14 protein-coding genes are annotated in these 17,915 nt (G+C 28.3%); 1 reads left to right on the forward strand and 13 read right to left on the reverse strand.

Features of this window, described 5'->3' with window-relative positions:
- Positions 1 to 571 precede the first annotated feature (571 nt).
- From CLSA_RS19845 to CLSA_RS19855, 3 genes are all read right to left on the reverse strand, one after another.
- Complete coding sequence (locus tag CLSA_RS19845; protein ID WP_022749855.1) at positions 572 to 1,687, reverse strand: Gfo/Idh/MocA family protein; 1,116 nt, start codon at positions 1,685 to 1,687, stop codon at positions 572 to 574.
- A gap of 142 nt (positions 1,688 to 1,829) precedes the next feature.
- Complete coding sequence (locus tag CLSA_RS19850; protein WP_022749859.1) at positions 1,830 to 2,435, reverse strand: sugar transferase; 606 nt, start codon at positions 2,433 to 2,435, stop codon at positions 1,830 to 1,832.
- 18 nt (positions 2,436 to 2,453) lie between these two features.
- The gene (locus tag CLSA_RS19855; protein WP_022749864.1) at positions 2,454 to 3,671 is read right to left on the reverse strand and encodes a glycosyltransferase family 4 protein; all 1,218 of its coding nucleotides are present in this window, start codon (positions 3,669 to 3,671) and stop codon (positions 2,454 to 2,456) included.
- A gap of 411 nt (positions 3,672 to 4,082) precedes the next feature.
- Between CLSA_RS19855 and wecB the strand changes: the two genes are divergently transcribed.
- Entirely contained in the window at positions 4,083 to 5,147 is a 1,065-nt protein-coding gene (gene wecB / locus CLSA_RS19860) for a non-hydrolyzing UDP-N-acetylglucosamine 2-epimerase (RefSeq protein ID WP_022749866.1), read from the forward strand.
- Between the two features lie 248 nt (positions 5,148 to 5,395).
- Here the strand turns inward: wecB and CLSA_RS19865 are convergent, their stop codons facing one another.
- The 10 genes from CLSA_RS19865 to CLSA_RS19910 all read right to left on the reverse strand — a co-directional run bounded on the left by CLSA_RS19865 (position 5,396) and on the right by CLSA_RS19910 (position 17,915).
- Positions 5,396 to 6,895 (reverse strand): O-antigen ligase family protein, encoded by a 1,500-nt coding sequence (locus tag CLSA_RS19865; protein WP_022749871.1) that lies wholly within the window; start codon positions 6,893 to 6,895, stop codon positions 5,396 to 5,398.
- Positions 6,896 to 6,897: 2 nt separating this feature from the next.
- A complete protein-coding gene (locus tag CLSA_RS19870; RefSeq protein WP_022749875.1) occupies positions 6,898 to 8,763 on the reverse strand; it encodes a polysaccharide biosynthesis protein in 1,866 nt (621 codons plus the stop codon).
- Positions 8,764 to 9,044: 281 nt separating this feature from the next.
- Positions 9,045 to 10,031, reverse strand: coding sequence for a glycosyltransferase family 2 protein (locus tag CLSA_RS19875; RefSeq protein ID WP_144079382.1), 987 nt, complete (start codon positions 10,029 to 10,031; stop codon positions 9,045 to 9,047).
- A gap of 219 nt (positions 10,032 to 10,250) precedes the next feature.
- Positions 10,251 to 11,111, reverse strand: a complete 861-nt coding sequence (locus CLSA_RS19880; protein WP_022749884.1) for a LicD family protein — start codon at positions 11,109 to 11,111, stop codon at positions 10,251 to 10,253.
- A gap of 104 nt (positions 11,112 to 11,215) precedes the next feature.
- Complete coding sequence (locus CLSA_RS19885) at positions 11,216 to 12,265, reverse strand: glycosyltransferase family 2 protein (protein WP_022749889.1); 1,050 nt, start codon at positions 12,263 to 12,265, stop codon at positions 11,216 to 11,218.
- Between the two features lie 269 nt (positions 12,266 to 12,534).
- Positions 12,535 to 13,374 carry an N-acetylmuramoyl-L-alanine amidase gene (locus tag CLSA_RS19890; RefSeq protein WP_022749891.1) on the reverse strand — a complete coding sequence of 280 codons (840 nt, stop codon included), beginning with the start codon at positions 13,372 to 13,374 and terminating at the stop codon, positions 12,535 to 12,537.
- Positions 13,375 to 14,979, reverse strand: a complete 1,605-nt coding sequence (locus tag CLSA_RS19895; protein WP_022749896.1) for a YARHG domain-containing protein — start codon at positions 14,977 to 14,979, stop codon at positions 13,375 to 13,377.
- A 30-nt stretch (positions 14,980 to 15,009) separates the two neighbouring features.
- Positions 15,010 to 16,017: a zinc ribbon domain-containing protein gene (locus CLSA_RS19900; protein WP_022749901.1), complete on the reverse strand. Its 1,008-nt coding sequence runs from the start codon at positions 16,015 to 16,017 to the stop codon at positions 15,010 to 15,012.
- A 63-nt stretch (positions 16,018 to 16,080) separates the two neighbouring features.
- Complete coding sequence (locus CLSA_RS19905) at positions 16,081 to 16,932, reverse strand: zinc ribbon domain-containing protein (protein ID WP_022749906.1); 852 nt, start codon at positions 16,930 to 16,932, stop codon at positions 16,081 to 16,083.
- A gap of 251 nt (positions 16,933 to 17,183) precedes the next feature.
- The gene (locus tag CLSA_RS19910) at positions 17,184 to 17,915 is read right to left on the reverse strand and encodes a MurR/RpiR family transcriptional regulator (RefSeq protein ID WP_022749910.1); all 732 of its coding nucleotides are present in this window, start codon (positions 17,913 to 17,915) and stop codon (positions 17,184 to 17,186) included.

A 17,915-nucleotide genomic window follows, 5' to 3' on the forward strand; every position in this document is an offset into this window, starting at 1 on the left:
GACAAGCAAGAATAGAACAACTTTTATTGAAGAAATACCTATAGCAATATTCTAAATGCAATGCTACGCAAAAGAATCCACTTACTTTCTAGATTTGAATATATTTTTAAATTCAAATCTGGTTTATGATTTATTTATATATATCGATTCCAATTTATAATATTGATTTATCTGTGAATAACAAGTCAATCTACTTCTTCGCCTGATGAAAAATAATCATAAAATTTTGGATTTGTTATTTTCTTTAATGTACCTAATTTTCAATTAATAACACTATCTAGACACCAAAAAACTATATTTATGTTTTTAAAATATATTCTAAACTAGAAAGAAATGGTACTCTTTTGTTGAGTGTTACATTGAGAAAATAATTATAGGATTTCTTCATCACAAGTTTTTCTATTCTTGCATGTCCTTAACTTGCTTAAGGATCATGCAGGAATGGGTACAACTTGTGATGCTACAAATCCACAATCATTTTCTCTAGTAACTGAAACAAAACAGCACCATTTCTTTCGGTTAGTCACCACCTAAATCTAAGTCTTGATTTAGATATCTATATAGGGAAATTTTATTTTCTAAATTTCTTTCTTCCTTCAAAGTTTTCTGCCATATCTAATGTTTTAAAATCTTTGAATGGAAATTGTACTGGCATGCCAGTTTTTCTTGATTTATACGCTGCAAGTATTATTGACATTGCTTTCTTGCCTTCTTCTCCAGATACTAATGGTTCTCTATTATTGTTTATAGCATCAATAACATCTTTAAATAATGGTGTATGACCTTCTCCATAAACATTATCTATTTTAACATTAACTGAATTTTTAATTGCTTCTTCATCGTCACCTTCGAATCTCCAAGTTTCAAGTTCATTTACTGCAAGACCACCAATAGAAACTGCTCCTGTCTCACCAAATATACTTAGTGTTTCTTCTAAATTCTTTGGATAAACACAAGCTGAGCCTTCAACTATTCCAATAGCGCCATTCTTAAATCTTATTACTATAGCTCCAAAATCTTCTGCTTCAATATCTCTTAAGTAAGTATCACATTCTGCATATACTCTCTCAATTTCTCCACCCATCATCCATTGAAGTAAATCTATATTATGTATACATTGATTCATTAATGTACCACCATCTAATGCCCAAGTTCCTCTCCAAGGTGCTTGGTCATAGTATCCCATATTTCTATTCCAAAGTATTCTCGCTGTACCATTAACTAATTTACCAAACTTATTTTCTTCTACTGCTTCTCTTAGTTTTTGTACTGGTTTGTTGAATCTATTTTGATGACAAACTCCAAGCTTAACATTATTTTCTTTAGCTACTTTAATCATTTCATTAGCATCATCGATAGACATAGCCATTGGTTTTTCTACAAGTGCACTTGCTCCCTTATTCATTGAATGAATAGCTATTTCAGCATGATATCCACTTTCTGTTGCTATTGTTACAACATCTATTTCTTCTTTTTCTAACATTTCTTTATAGTCAGTGTATGTGTGAACAGAATCTTGTGCTGCTCCAGTCTTTTCTATATATTCTGTTTTCTTTGCTTCAGCCTTCTCTAAAACCACATCACAAGTTGCAACTAATTCTGCTTCTTCTATATTCTTTGCTAAAGCTTCAACATGTTTATAAGAAATTCTTCCACAACCAATAATGGCAAACTTTAATTTTTTCATAGTATCTCTCAACCTTCTTTTCTTATATTCTGAATTTTTCTATATTAAATTTACAATGTAATAAACATAAATAAAATTTTTAAAGTAATCAAAACGTTTTTTAATCTTACAAGTATTTTTCTGAGCTATTAGTGAAAACTAATTAAATACATTTTATTATTGTTTGAATTATTATATATATATCAAAAAATACATTGCTTTTTTTGATATATTCCACATTTAATGCTAACTTATCAGGCATAATTGTGTTTATGTAGAATTCATCTGGATTTTCAGCTTTTCCAAGAAGCTCATTTTCATCTCTATATCTAATAGATGCTAAATCTGTTATTCCTGGTTTAACTTCCAAAACCTTTCTTTGCTCTTCATTATACATCTTAACATATCTTGGTACTTCCGGTCTTGGACCTACTAGACTCATATCTCCCTTAAATACGTTAATTAATTGTGGAAGTTCATCTAGTTTATATTTTCTTAAAAATGCTCCTATTTTAGTAATTCTGCTGTCATTACCTACAGTAATTTGTCTTCCTAATTTTTCAGCATCTACAACCATAGTTCTAAACTTAAGAATTTCAAATTCTTTACCTTTTTCTCCAACTCTTATTTGCTTAAAAAATATCGGTCCATCAGAACCTGTTTTTATTCTTAGTGCAATTACAAGAAATACTAAACTTAATACTATAAGTCCTAAACCAGAACAAATTATATCAAATATTCTTTTTATTATCTTGTTAAATTTATTCATATATTTACTCCCGCTAACTTATTTTAATGCATTTAAAAACTTTTCAGCTAATCCATGATAAGTATGATTTGCAAGAACATAGTCGTTTCCTCTTTGACCCATTTCCTTCTTTTCCTCATCACTTAAGCTTTTTATTTTCATAACTGCTTCAACTACTGCATCTGGATTTTCTGCTGGTACACTGATTCCACAACCACAATCCTTAACTGGATCATTTGAAGCTTCTACTGCATATATTATTGGTCTTGCCGCCATCATATAGTCAAATAATTTATTTGGACTAACCCCATAATTAAATAAGTTTTGCTTCTTTAAACTTATATAACAAATATCTAGTAATTGTAATACATTATCCATATTATCTTTTAATACTGGATCTAAAAACTCTATATTAGTTACATTATTAGATTTTGCATATTGCATTAATTCATTTTTTACATTACCATTTCCAACTAATATGTATTTTACTTTTTCATCTTTTGTTTTCTTAGCCGAATCAATCATTGTATCTAATACGTTAGCAGGTGAATGATTACCTGTATATCCAACCAAGAAATATCCTTGTTCTTTCAACTCTTTTAATCTTTCAATGCTTTTTTCCATTGGAGGTACTTTCTTTTCACCAATAATTATTCCATTTGGAACATATACAAAATTATCAGTTGAAAATCCTCTTTCTCTTATGTGTTTATCTGCATTTGGCAATATTGATATAATTTTATCTGAATTTCTATATGCAAAATCTTCTGCCCTTTGAAGTATAACTATGGCAGGATTTTTTTCAGAATATCCTCCTATTTCCATAGGACTTAATGGCCATAAATCATGTATTTCAAAGAAAAGCTTACTATTACATCTCTTTGCAATTCTATGAGCTGGATATATATCTAATGGATAAGTTGAAGATGCTATAACTGCATTTGGCTTATATTTATCTGCAACCTTCTTATAGTTCATTCTTAATTTCCACATAAATGTAGATATATTTTTAATTCTTCCCACACCATTTCCATGATATTCCGGTGTTTTAACCCATACATATGTTATTCCATCAATCACTTCTTCTTGAAAATCTTTATCTACCTTTGGATTCTTTTTTCTTAGATGAGAATAGTCCGCTGCAAGTATGGTTACATTGTGTCCCATATTCACCCATTCCCTGGCCATGTAGTATGGTCTAAATTCCATTCCATGATAATCAGACCCTGCGTAGTGATTTATTAGTAAGATGTTCATCTTATTTGCTCCTTTTTACATTATAATGCTAATTAACTTTATAAATTATAACATAAGTGAGAATCAAAATCTATGATTTTGCCATTCGAACTTCCTCCGCTAATAAATATGGCAATATATTATCAAACTAAATTTTACAGCTAGCAAATCGTTATAAATCAATCTATTAAATAATCAGTTTTTCACAATTTATTGTATAAAACAAACTTTATTACATACTACTATACGCCTTCAAAGTGATAGCAATTAAAATCTATGATTTTTCTATGCTTAAGTTCCTTTCATTCATATAATATGCTAAAATAATACTGTATTTAAATTAGGCACATTCAAAAAAATAATAAGTCCATTTGCCATGAATATTTTCATGTGCCTTAAATCAATTTCATACAATATAAGGAGGAGTACTACATGAAAGTACTAACTGTCATAGGGGCTAGACCACAGTTTATAAAAGCTGCAACAGTTTCTAATAAAATAAGAAGCAATGGTAATAGTGAAATATTAGTCCATACTGGACAACATTATGATAATAATATGTCAGATATATTCTTTGAAGAACTTGGAATCCCAAAACCAGATTATAATTTAAGCATAGGTTCTTCAAACCATGGACATCAAACTGGTAGTATGTTAATAGCTCTTGAAGAAATATATTTAAAAGAAAAACCAGATATGGTTTTAGTTTATGGAGATACAAATTCAACACTTGCTGGAAGCCTTTGTGCCAGTAAATTATTAATTCCTGTAGCTCATGTTGAAGCTGGTCTTAGAAGTTTTAATAAAGCTATGCCTGAAGAACAAAACAGAATACTTACAGACCATATTTCAGACTTACTTTTCACACCTACTTTAACAGCCTTAAATAATTTAAAAAATGAAAACATTATAAAAGGTGTTCATAATGTTGGCGATGTAATGTATGATGCTATAAATCTTTTCAAAGAAAAAGCTAAAGGAGTATCAACAATAGTTGAAAAACTTAACTTATCTAAAGATAGTTACATACTTTCAACAATACATCGTGCAGAAAACACAAATAGCATTGAAAGATTAACTTCAATAATAGGAGCATTAAGTGATTCTGGTAAAAAGATAATACTTCCTCTTCATCCAAGAACAAAGAAATTCATTGAAGAATATAACCTACATGTAGGAGAAAATATTAAAATTATAGATCCAGTAGGATATTTAGAAATGATTTCTCTTCAAGAAAATGCACAAAAAATAGTTACTGATAGTGGTGGAGTTCAAAAAGAAGCATATTTCTTAAAGAAACCATGTATTACTATGAGAGATGAAACTGAATGGGTTGAAACTGTTCAAAATGGTTGGAATGTAATTGTTGGAAGTGATTCAAATAAGATTTTAGATGCCTTAGAAAACTTCCATCCAACTGGTACTCCAGCTTCTGCTTTTGGAAATGGAGATACATCTTCAATAATTACAGACATAATCACAAAATACTTAGGTTAATGTTATAATAAAACAAAGAAATATGACACATATATGTGCAGCAGGCATTGGAAAATAAGCTGCTAGTATATCTTAATTGGAAGTTGTTCCATTTTAGATTGTCCAAAGCTTGTCTTTGGAACAATCTGAAATGGATACAACTTTTAATTTAGATATACTCAGTGAAATTTTCCTAGTCCTGAGAAACATATATGTGTCATATTTCGGTTGGCATTGCAAAACTTTAAGTATTTCGCAATACCTTAAGATTAGTTCATTCTAAATTCTTTTATTGATGCTGTAGGTCTGTATCCATCATCTGATCTTTTGTTGACTTGCATACATGATACTGCAAATCCAATAAGTATCCAGTAAGAGAATACATAAGTTATAGAACTTGGACCAAAGCTTGCTGGTGCAAATGCTATTAAACCCGATGCTGCCATAAGGCACATCAAACTCTTTTTCTTTATTGCAATTACAAGATTTCCAATTAATAAATATAAGTAATATATACCGTATAATACTATTCCAGGTAATCCGAAATCACCAAGGATTTCTATAACATAACAGTGAGGACTATATATTGCTCCTGTATTTCCTTGATCCTTTAAGAATTGCTCAACATTTCCTACACCATAACCTTGGAAATGCTTATTACCTATAACACCATAATATACATCTTTTATAATTTCCATTCTATGTAAAGCTGATCCTTCTTGGGTAATTTCTCCCTCTGTAATATCTTCTAATGCATGCAATTTTCCTGAAAGAGAAGTTGAATTTTGTATCTTAACATCTCCTACTGGCTTTATATGCATAAGCATAGGGCTATAAAAATATGCTAAAGTAAATCCTGCTATTATTACTACTGGAAAAATCATCTGCTTTAATCCTAATTTTCTGATGTTAACTATTGAATATATTGCAAATGCTGCAACTCCAACTAAAAATGCTGTATAACCAGTTCTCGAAGTTGTTATTACTACCAACGAAAAAGCTGCACAAGAAATTATTGTGAACCATATTTTTGCTAATATATTTTCAAATTTATAAATAGCAAATAAACAAATTGGTATCATCATTGCAAGAGTTGCTGTTAAGTTGTTTGTATTATATGAAAATACTATTGGTCTCGCTTGTATAGTATTAATTTGCCATTCTGGTAAAGTATCTTTAAAACCATCAATATAGTGTTTTACTGGCAATTGTTGACCTAGAAGAACTTCTACAAAACCAATGACTACAATTAACGATATTAAAAACAATAATATATTCATTGTATTCTTAAGTCTTTTTTTATTTATGTTATAAATCATCATATCAATTATAAATGCAAACATAATTAAATAAATAGCTATATACTTTATTGCTAAACCTCTGCTTAAAGCCCATACAACACTTGCACACATATAAACAAACCAAATTGCATAAATAACTATAATTTTTTTATCTATATTTAATAAAACATCCCTATCTTTAAATGCTCTATATAAAGATAATACTGTAAATATTGCTAAAACTATATGAAACATATATATTTTATCAATTCCTGGTACATACAATGTATAGTCATAAACTGCTGATACTAGTAACACAGCATAAAGTAAATTGTACACATCCTCAGTTTTACTAATTGATACTACAGCTAACAAGGTCAAAATATACATTCCTGTTACTAAATAATTACCAGTAGTTACTCCTAAAAATGCTGCAATAGCAATTATGATTGCTAAAACAATATATCCAAATTTATCTCTTCTTTCCATAATTACTCCTTATCTGCATTTTCCGCAGCTATCTCGTCTTCATTCTTATAATGATATGTCGGTACTATTTTTTGCATTTGATGTTTTATTTCTCTTATATCATTTAAATCTAACAAGTTTTGAAGTTGTTCAAGTTTTTCTTTTAAAGTATCCATGTCTTCAAAAGTTGGCTTACCTACATATATCTTCTTATGAACAGTATCTTCTAATCCTTCTTCACTCATTAAAAGTTCTTCATATAATTTTTCTCCTGGTCTAAGACCTGTAAATACAATTTTAATATCTCTATTAGGTTCAAGACCTGAAAGTCTAATTAAATCACAAGCTAAATCATAAATTTTAACTGGTTTTCCCATATCTAAAACAAATACTTCTCCACCTTTAGCAAATGCACCTGCTTGAAGAACTAATTGAGCTGCTTCTGGAATTAACATAAAGTATCTAATTATCTTCTTATGAGTAACTGTAACAGGTCCTCCATGAGCAATTTGTCTCTTAAATAGTGGAATAACAGATCCATTACTACCTAAAACATTTCCAAATCTAACTGCAACGAACTCAGTTTTGGATTGCTTATCCATTGCTTGAATAATCATTTCACATAATCTCTTTGTTGCCCCCATAATATTAGTTGGATTAACAGCCTTATCAGTAGAAATCATTACAAATCTTGACACTTTCGCTTCACTAGCTTCTAACGCTAAATTTAATGTTCCAAACACATTATTTTTAACAGCTTCTTTAGGACTGTCTTCCATCAAAGGTACGTGCTTATGAGCAGCTGCATGGAATACAACATCTACTTTATATCTAATAAAAATTTCATGCAATCTCTTTCTATCTCTAACAGAACCTATTAAAACACTAAGGTCCATATCTGGGAAATCTTCTTTAAGTTCATTTTGAATATCATATACATTGTTCTCATAAATATCAAAAATTATAAGTCTCTTTGGATTATATATAGATATTTGTCTGCAAAGCTCTGATCCTATTGATCCTCCGCCACCTGTGACTAATATAGTTTTACCTTGAATATAATCTGCAATTCCTTTATTGTCTAATTGAATTGGATCTCTTCCAAGTAAATCTTCTAAATCAACATCTTTAAGTCTACTAACAGTAGCATCTCCGCTTAATATTTCATACATTCCTGGAATTATTTGAAGCTTACAATTTGTATTCTTACAAATATCAATTATTTCTGCTTTATTCTTCGGATCAAGTGATGGAATTGCAATTAAAATCAAATCAATTTCCTGCTCTCCAACAATATATGGAATATCATGTCTATTTCCTTCTATTTTTACACCTGATATTCTTTTGCCACGCTTATTAGGATCATCATCAATTAGCACTATAGGATTATACTTCAATTCTCTTCTTGCCATCATCTCATTTATAAGCATAGTTCCCGCTGAACCTGCACCAACAATCATTACCCTTCTTTGGTCTGCAGAATACTTAAATGGTATGTACAAAAGTGTTCTTCTATAAACTCTATAAAGAATTCTGTAACCTAATACAAAGAAAATGCTTAAAAGTGTTCCTACAACACAAACATTTAAAGGAATTGTATTTCCTAAAAAACTTCTAGTATATCCAATAGATAATATACCTGCTAAAACAGTTCCTCCAACACCTAACAAAAATTCATCTGTTCCTGTTAAATGCCATAAACTTTCATACATTTTAAATAAAGTAAAGCATACTATATAAATTAAACTTAAAGCTATAACATCATGAGTATATATTTTAGATATTTCTGTAAACCTCTCACTTTGTGTAATGTTTATAGCAAATAAGTATGCCATGTTAACCATGAAAATATCAATTATCATAATTATTAATGTCTTCCAATTTTTCACTATAACTTTCCTCCATTCTGGAAAGATTTTTGCTAAGACACATGAAAATAAATAACAAGTCCAAAGTTGCCATGAATATTTTTCATCAAAACAATGAGGCAAATTGCCATCATAAAGGTCTATTAGGTCAATTTGCCGAAGAAGTATGATTGAAAATAGGCTGGCAAATGGACTTGTTATTTACTTAATTGTGCCTAAGGCATCCCTAAGAAAAAACGATCAAGGATGCCTAAATACAAGCAAGTCAAATCTTAAATTTAATTTTATTTTTTGATTGTGCCTTAATAACTTTTCTTATTAAAAACTTTTACTAGTACATTTGGAAAATATAATATTCCTTTGCACTGAATAAAATATCTAATATACTTTTTATTCAATTTTTGTATTTTATAAGATTTTAAATATTTTTTTATATCTTCTTTGTCTAAGAACTCAAAAAGATCTTTATGAAACTTCTCGCTTCTTGATAAAACAGAAAAAATATGAGCTATTGCATATGGGATTTTATATTCTGTTAAAAAGCTTTTTATTTCTTTTAAATTAGTATTATCCTTTATGTACTCTAATAAATCTGCATACGAATAATAACAATCAAGATGCTTTAAAGATACTGAATTAGTTACTGATGATTCCCATATAACATAAAATCCCAAAATTTTATTTACACTTATTATTTTATTTGAACATAATAATGATTTGACTATAAAAACCATATCTTCTCCATATTTTCTATTGCTATCAAATGATAAATTGTTTTCTTTAATAATTGAAGTTCTATATATTGCGCTTCTCATACCTATGTTAATCTCATCATTCAATTGTCTTAGAGCTGCTTCTTTTCCAGTTATGAAATCATTTAAACACTTAGCTCTACTTTTAACCAAAACATTTCCTTTAGTATCAACTTCACTATAATCACAAAATACAACATCACTTTGTGTTTGTTTTGCTTTTTCATACATAAGCTCAACAAATCTACAGTCAATGTAATCATCTGAATCTAAAAATGTTATATATTCACCAACTGCTTCATCTATTCCTTTATTTCTAGCAATACTCACACCAGAATTTTTTTGTGTTATAATTCTATAATTAACATCTGAATCCTCTAACAATTCTTTTGCTATCTCTATACTTCTATCTTTTGAACCATCATCTATAAGTATAAGTTCAAAATCCTTACTACTTTGACTTATAATTGATTGTATATTCTTTTCAATACAAGCTTCTACATTATAAACCGGAGTAATTATAGATATATTTATCAAATTATTGACTCCTTCCATCACATTATTTGATTTAAATACTATCTGCATTATACTAATATTAATAAATATATGCAATATTTAACCATGTTTCTTAAGCAAAATTTCACATTTTGGCACGTGAAAATAAAGAATAATTATTGATAATAAAATTCTTTCAAGATTTTTAAAACATACATTTTTCAAATTCCATAAATGAGGTTGTTTCTTAATCATTCATCATTAACTCTTACTCTTTAATTTCTTCATTTCTTTAGCATGCCAAACTCTATGTTCCTTTTTAGGTAAAGTCATATAGTCACCATATAATTGAGTTAAAATTGTATCATAATTCTTTGGAGCATAGAGATCTATTCCTTCAAATTCTAATTTAACTAAGTCAAAATAATCGGATTTTTTATAAACATATTCACTCCAATAAGTATCAAGACCATATGCCATATATTCTGAATTTATATCATTCCATTTAATTAAAAACTCAAAGAACTTTAATCTTCTCTTATTTGGAAACATTTTTACCATTAATCTATAAAATGAATATGTCACTCTATTTTTTAGGCTTAATTTTTCTGGAATATCTCTAATTCTTTTAAAGCTTTTTAAAATATTATAACTTAATGTACGTTGTATTTTATATGTAATCCTATGTTTTGGCAGACTATCATAAGGAAACACATCTATATAAACTCCATTATTCATTTTATAATTATCTTCTTTTCTATCGCCTTCCAAAAATATTGTATCATTGTATCTTATTTTACATGGAACAGGATAAACATCATAATATTTATCTGTCTCAAAAGTTTGTAAAAATAAGTGATTTGGAAGTTCTTTCTTAGCTATTTCTAAAAATCTATTATAGTCCTCTCTAAGCATTCCAATATCAACATCATCATCCCAAGGAATAAATCCCTTATGTCTAACAGCACCAAGTAGTGTTCCCGCATCCAAAAAATACTTAAGTCCATGTTTTTCACATAATTTATGAACTTCTCTTAAAATATCAACCATAAGCATTTGTGCATCTCTTAATCCTAAATCCTCATAGTTCTCTCTATTATATGTAAACTCCTCATTATTCATTGCTAATATTCCTTCCTAGACAAATATTCTATATTTAATGTATATTTCCACTCTAAATTCAGTTGTTGGAGCATTCATTTTCAATCATGAATAAATTAATTATATTATTTCTCTCTTTTCGAATAATACTTTTCTACCATGCTTGGCTTATATAAAATCATTTTACTTAAAATAAGATATTTCAATCTATCCTTTTCTAATCTATACATTCTATATTTACTCAAATGACTTCTTACATATGGATTATTAATGAACTTATACATTTCATCTCTTAGTTCTTTTTTTGTTGCAAAGGCAATTATAATATTAACTATTCCAGCTGGAATTCTGCTATGAATCATTGCTTTTTCTAAATCATTATCTCTAACTTTCATCTTTAAATAGTCTAAAGTTTCAACATTTGAATAATAAATGTCTAAAAAATTTAAAGATACATTGTTCATTACAGATTCTCCCCATTTTACGTAATGAGCATAAATTTTATTTGTTGAATAAATCTTTTCTGCATGAACATAAGCTTTAATTGCAAACGAAATGTCTTCTGCAAATTTTCTTTTTTCATCAAATCTAATATTATTATTCATCAATAGTGAACGTTTAAATAAATTTGCCATAATGTGAGTATATGATACTCCATAAATTAATCCAAGTGCTGCTTCTTTTCCGGAGCTTTCTCCTTCAAATAAATCCTTTGAATTATCTGTAATCCTCTTACCATTACTCTCTTCAAAAACATATGCTGAATATACAATTTCACTTTTAGTTTTAATAGCTTTTTCATATAGATCCTTAAGCATATTTTTATCTATATAATCATCCGAATCTAAAAATTGAATATATTCGCCTCTTGCTTCCTCAATTCCTAAATTTCTTGCTGAACTAACTCCACCATTTTCCTTCTTTATTATTCTGTAAATTACATGTGTATTCTTTAAATAATTATGTGCAAATTCACTGCTATCATCTGGTGAACCATCATCAATAAATAAAACTTCAAATTCCTTAAAGGTCTGTGCTTTCAAAGATTCTAATGTATTTAAAATTCTATCTCTAACCTTATACACAGGTACTATAACACTAACCTTATAATCCATATTCTGTTCCTCTCTTTCGGTTTTGATTGTGTCTAAAATTCCTGTCTTATTATACCACAAAAAAACTACCTCACGCCAAAAAAATTAAATACACGTTTATGAAGGAATCATTTGAAAACAAGCTGTTTAAAGCACTAAATGGGAGGCTATTCCGCTTCTACTTGTCCAATTGAAAATTGGACCGTCCAGAAGCGTGTTAACCTCCCATTTAGGTGCATTAAGAATTTGATTGCATCCTAGTATTTTCTAGCAACATTTTCAACAGTCCGATGTAATAAACGTGTATCTAATTTCAGTTAATCATTGCATAATCAATTTTAAGTCTCATTTTATTTTAATGATTCTAATATTCCATCGCATAATCCTTGTGCTAATTTATTTTGATAACTATCATCATTTAAAAGTTTGTCTTCCTGAGGGTTAGACATAAATCCCATTTCTACTAGTACAACTGGAACCTTTGACCAATTGAAACCTGTCAAATCGTCTCTTTTTACAACACCTCTATTTTTCATCCCAACATCTGCTATCAACTTATCTAATATAGTTTGTCCGTATTTTTCACTTATTCCACTGATATCCTTAGCATATCCAATAGGTTGTGGAACTAACATTGATGCACCACTCGCACTACTGCTATCTGCCGAGTCACAATGTATTCTTATTTCTAAATTAGCATTATTTGAATTTCCTACTTCTGCTCTTTCTATATTTCCCGGACTATCACTATCTTGAGTTTTAGTCATAATAACTGTCACTTTATTTTGTTCCAATAAACTTTTTAATTTTAAAGCTACACTCATAGCTACAACATATTCAGGAGTTCCAGTAAAATCACCCTGCGCTCCACCTGGATCCTTTATTTTCATTACATCTGAATCTGGAGATAATTTCTCCATTCCCTTATTTCCATGAGATGAATGGCCTGGATCTATAACAACTACCTTTTTATTAACAACTGGTTCTGGTGCTTGTTTTTCTTCAATCGGAGCTTCTTGTTTGCTCGTATCTTCTTTCGCAGTTTGATCATTTTCATTTGATTGATTTTCATCTATGTCTTGCGAGCTTTTAGATTCATTTTGCTCAGGTTCGTTTTTAATTACAGTTCCACATCCGCTTAAAGATAATAGCATAACTAATAATAACGACCATGATATAAATTTTTTCATCTACTTGTTCTCCCAGTTTTGTATAACTTTATAATTTGCTATTTCATATTGGTTCAATGCTGAATCGCTACCATCATAACTTGAATTAGGAGTATACCAGCTCTTTGAACTAAAATATTTTTTATATGTTTCATCAGTAAACACATATCCATGACGAGCAAAAATCTCATTTCTAGCAAGTGCTAATTCATCTTTAGTTTTTCCACGTAAATCATCTTCCATAAGATATGTTTTATCACTATCTTTAAATATATAATCATTTGAACTTGTACCAGTTTTGCTAGTTTGTTTTCCACTTCCATTTACTTCTGTTGGAGCTTTTCCATCATCATAAACCCTGTACCACTTAGAAACACCAGATTGACTTACTAAGCTTGAACTATTTGATAAAATTTCATATATTCCATCATTGTTTACATCCTCTGGTTTTGTGTAATTATTTGCACCGATAGTTCCTTTAAGTTGTAATTTATCATCACTAACGCCATAAACACTTGTCCCTACACTATTTCCACTATTTGCATTAGTTGAATAACTTACATATACACCTTTTTTGTCAGTATCATAATTATAAACACCTTGCATTTTTCCATTCCAAGCACTATTTATTACCTTAGTATCAACCAATTTATATTGTCCATTTTTACATTTATAAAGGTTTATTTTGATATCTGAATTATAAGAATAACTACCATTCTTTTTCAACTCTATTATTTCATCAAAAGGATCACTATCAAAACTATCAAAACATATACTACTATTGTCCATTAATAAATTTTTAGTATTTTGGACAGGAGTATTTGTTAATTTTGCAACAACATTTAACATTATATCTTCATAATTTTTATTTGACTTGAAGTCTCCCCCTAATTTATTTATTTCATTTAATTCATTAAATGCTTCTTGATATTTTCCTTGACTACAAAGTTTATCTACTTTTTTCTCTTTTATTCCACTCGCGATATTTTGATAATCCCCTTGAGATATCATGCTTGATACTTTCTCAAGATCTTTCTCAGCTAAATCCACATCATCTTTTGCTATTTCAACAAGAGTATTTTTAAGTACATCTTTAGTATTACTTGAATCTAAAGCTTTAACAGCCTTGGTTGCATATTGGATTTTTTCTGTTTCATCAATTGAGTTATTGCATTTTGAAATATAATATGCTGCTTCAATTCTATTGAAAAATACTCCAATTAATATAACTACAATCACAAGTACCCCTGCTATAACCTTTGGAACAATTCCTGATAAAAATTTATTTCTAGGTTTCTTAGGATGTGCTACATTATTATAACTAGGTTGATTATAATCAGAGTACTCATCTAGCCTTTGAACAGGAATTTCTTGTGTTTTACTTAAATCTTGTGCATTAGGTTCTTCTTTTTCAATCAACTTCGATTTCTTACTATGTTCTCCGTTTTGTAAATCAATAGTAGAATGATTATTTTTTTCTACGCTATCATTTATATCAATTTTATCTAAAGCCTCTGTAAATTGTTTTTCTTTTTTATCAATATTATTATTAACTAAATTACCACATTTCTTACAAAACTTTGTATCCTTATCCATAGGGGCTCCACACTTAGTACAAAACTTCATTATCTCACCTCTTCATAAATATTTATAATTTTATTTACTTCCTAACTTGTCTATATTCTTTATAGAATATACCTTAAATCCCGTACTAGTTTTATTTAAAACATACACAGTTCTAAAGTCAGTATATACAGACTTATTTTCTTTATTATAAGATATATGGAACTTTTCATAATTCGTAACTTCATATTGTTGATCGCTTATTTTATTAATTTTTTCAATTTTATAATCAATTAAATCTTCATTTATTCCTTGTTCTGAATAACTCTTAACAGTATTAGTGAAGTCATTCATTAAGCCGCCACTTAAATCTATAGCATCTCTAACATAATAAGTATCTTTTGAATTAACCATTCTTATATATGATTTTTCATAATTATCAATTGCTTGTTTTATTGGTACTTCATTATTATCATAAGTATTAACTACATTGCCATTAGTAGAACTATTGGATGATGTAGTAGAATCGTTAGATTTTTTTGATGCTGTATAATTTCCATCAGCTACAACTTCATGATTATCTTCTGAATAAGAAACTTTTATATTTCTATCTCCAGAATTGGATTCATCTGAAGTTTTATAGCTAATCTTATAATCATTTCCTTCTAACTCCATATCAAGCTTTAAATTCTTTTGAAAAGTATCATTTTCTTTTAAAGTAAAGTTCTTCACATCAAGACTTTTTGAATAATTATTAGCTTTAATTGATACTACTATATTAGGATAATTTGTTATATCTACATTAGTAATTTCTATGCTTTCTTTAAGTTTTTCTTTTTGATCTAGTGTTACTTTAGCAAATATTCCGCCTGATACTGCAATAACTAATAACGCAAAAACTATTACCGCTACAATTATTTTATTTTTTTTCTTTTTAGGATCTTTATATTGAATAAAATCTTCTTCATAATCATCATTCACAGAGCTGACATCATCATATTCATCCTCTACTGAACTAAATGAATTAATTGGTGTTCCGCAATTTGGACAAAATTTAGCATTATTGCTTATTTCTTTGCCGCATTGTTTGCAATAATTCATAAACTATTCCTCCACATAATTATATTAGGCACATGAAACTAATTACTATTCTTATTTTTTACATTATAAGAATTGTTTTATTGAATTAACGTTATTTACAATTGTCATAATAGAAGATTGTATTTCTTGTACAACTAATATTGATAATACAGCTGAAATTACTAAAAATAATATTGCCATTAAAGTAAATACTTTATCATTTTTTTCATCACTAATTTGTCTAATACCACTATATAAAGTAATAAACGATAATATATATCCTGAAGTAATTACAAATGCTCCAAAAACAATACTTATAAGTGTTGCTAAAGATCCTAAAGCTATCGATATTACTAATGGAATGTATGATGAAGTTGATATAAAAAATACATCTGTTAATTGTATTTTATTTTTTAATATTGTTGCATTAAGTATCGCTAAAATTATAGCCGTTGCAATCATCATTATTATTAGATGACCAAATCCTGTTAAAAATATTTCTTTATTGTCAATCATAGCATTAATTTTACTTTTTACGTCTGCCATTTGATTAGACATAAGCATTTCTTTTGTTGCCTGTGCAGCTTCTTGTTTTGAAAGTATTCCAACATCCGCTAGCATATCAGGTACCTTTCTTATCATTCCAAAAAGAGAATTAATTAAAGCAGAACTATATATTATATTAAATAATCCATTTATTATAGATAATCCAAAAAATAAAGCAACTGATGTTTTTACCAAATCCTCACCTTGTAATTCAGTAAAGAATGATACTGGCTTAACAAAATAGATTTTTAATAATTTCATTAGAACACTATCGTTTAATTTACTTGATATAATTACTTTTTCAGGTTTTGCGCCCTCTACCGGTTGTCCACAATTTCCACAAAACCTATCTCCATTTAATATTTCATTACCGCAATTTTTACAAAACATTATTATTCCCCCTAGTCTTATTAGTAATTTGGCATATAAAAAACTAACTTGTTATTTTTATATGTTTTACCAACATTATTATAATCGTACTAATTATATCATCTAAACCATTAATACAGCAATTACATTAATATTTGCACAAAAAATTTATATTGCAAAAACTCAGAAATTTTTTTCAAATAATAAAAGGTAAATTATTACTACTTTATTTTTTTGCTTAATCCCATTGGTTAAGCAAAAAGTTACCTTTCTTAATCATTTATAAATTTATTATGTAACCTTTTACCTATATTTTCTATTATATAAAGTACTGGTATTTGTGTTGTTATATCACTGATTCCTATTTTTTCTTGTTGCACATAATATGATATATTTAAATCTGATATCTTAGATATTGTACACTTTTCACTATTTGTTATACTTGCAATTACACATTTTTCTCTTTTTAAATTACTTATATGTTCAACAACTGACATAGTTTCTCCAGAGACTGATATTACTATAACAACACAACTTTCATATGCTTTATAATTAGTTGGAAAATACGGATCATCAATATACATAGCAATCTTGCCTATTGATGAAAAATATCTCGCAGCATATTTGCATAGTATACCAGATGTCCCCGCCCCTAAAAATACAAGGTTATTCGTTTCTTTTATTTGTTCACAAATCTTATCCATTTTTTCTTCAAACTCATCATTATCTAACTTTTTAAGAAGATCTATTATTAATGAAGTGTCATTGTTTACTTTTTTATCTTCATTTTTTTCAATATACATTTTTAATTTCAATTTAAATTCTGAATACCCTTCACAATCTAATTTCTTACAAAATCTTAATATAGTAGTGGTTGATACATGTGCCTCATCTGCCAATTCTCTAATTCTCATGTAAACTACTTTTTCACAATTCTTCATTATATATCTGTATAGCGATAATTCTAAATCATTCAAACTTTGGATTATTTCATAATTAAACAT

It is taken from the genome of Clostridium saccharobutylicum DSM 13864 (assembly GCF_000473995.1).
GTDB classification, from domain to species: domain Bacteria; phylum Bacillota; class Clostridia; order Clostridiales; family Clostridiaceae; genus Clostridium; species Clostridium saccharobutylicum.

Coding starts and splice junctions, on each gene's coding strand:
- CLSA_RS19845 (WP_022749855.1), bottom strand. CDS start 1,687: ATGAAAAAATTAAAGTTTGCCATTATTGGTTGTGGAAGAATTTCTTAT.
- CLSA_RS19850 (WP_022749859.1), bottom strand. CDS start 2,435: ATGAATAAATTTAACAAGATAATAAAAAGAATATTTGATATAATTTGT.
- CLSA_RS19855 (WP_022749864.1), bottom strand. CDS start 3,671: ATGAACATCTTACTAATAAATCACTACGCAGGGTCTGATTATCATGGA.
- wecB (WP_022749866.1), top strand. CDS start 4,083: ATGAAAGTACTAACTGTCATAGGGGCTAGACCACAGTTTATAAAAGCT.
- CLSA_RS19865 (WP_022749871.1), bottom strand. CDS start 6,895: ATGGAAAGAAGAGATAAATTTGGATATATTGTTTTAGCAATCATAATT.
- CLSA_RS19880 (WP_022749884.1), bottom strand. CDS start 11,111: ATGAATAATGAGGAGTTTACATATAATAGAGAGAACTATGAGGATTTA.
- CLSA_RS19890 (WP_022749891.1), bottom strand. CDS start 13,374: ATGAAAAAATTTATATCATGGTCGTTATTATTAGTTATGCTATTATCT.
- CLSA_RS19895 (WP_022749896.1), bottom strand. CDS start 14,979: ATGAAGTTTTGTACTAAGTGTGGAGCCCCTATGGATAAGGATACAAAG.
- CLSA_RS19900 (WP_022749901.1), bottom strand. CDS start 16,017: ATGAATTATTGCAAACAATGCGGCAAAGAAATAAGCAATAATGCTAAA.
- CLSA_RS19905 (WP_022749906.1), bottom strand. CDS start 16,932: ATGTTTTGTAAAAATTGCGGTAATGAAATATTAAATGGAGATAGGTTT.
- CLSA_RS19910 (WP_022749910.1), bottom strand. CDS start 17,915: ATGTTTAATTATGAAATAATCCAAAGTTTGAATGATTTAGAATTATCG.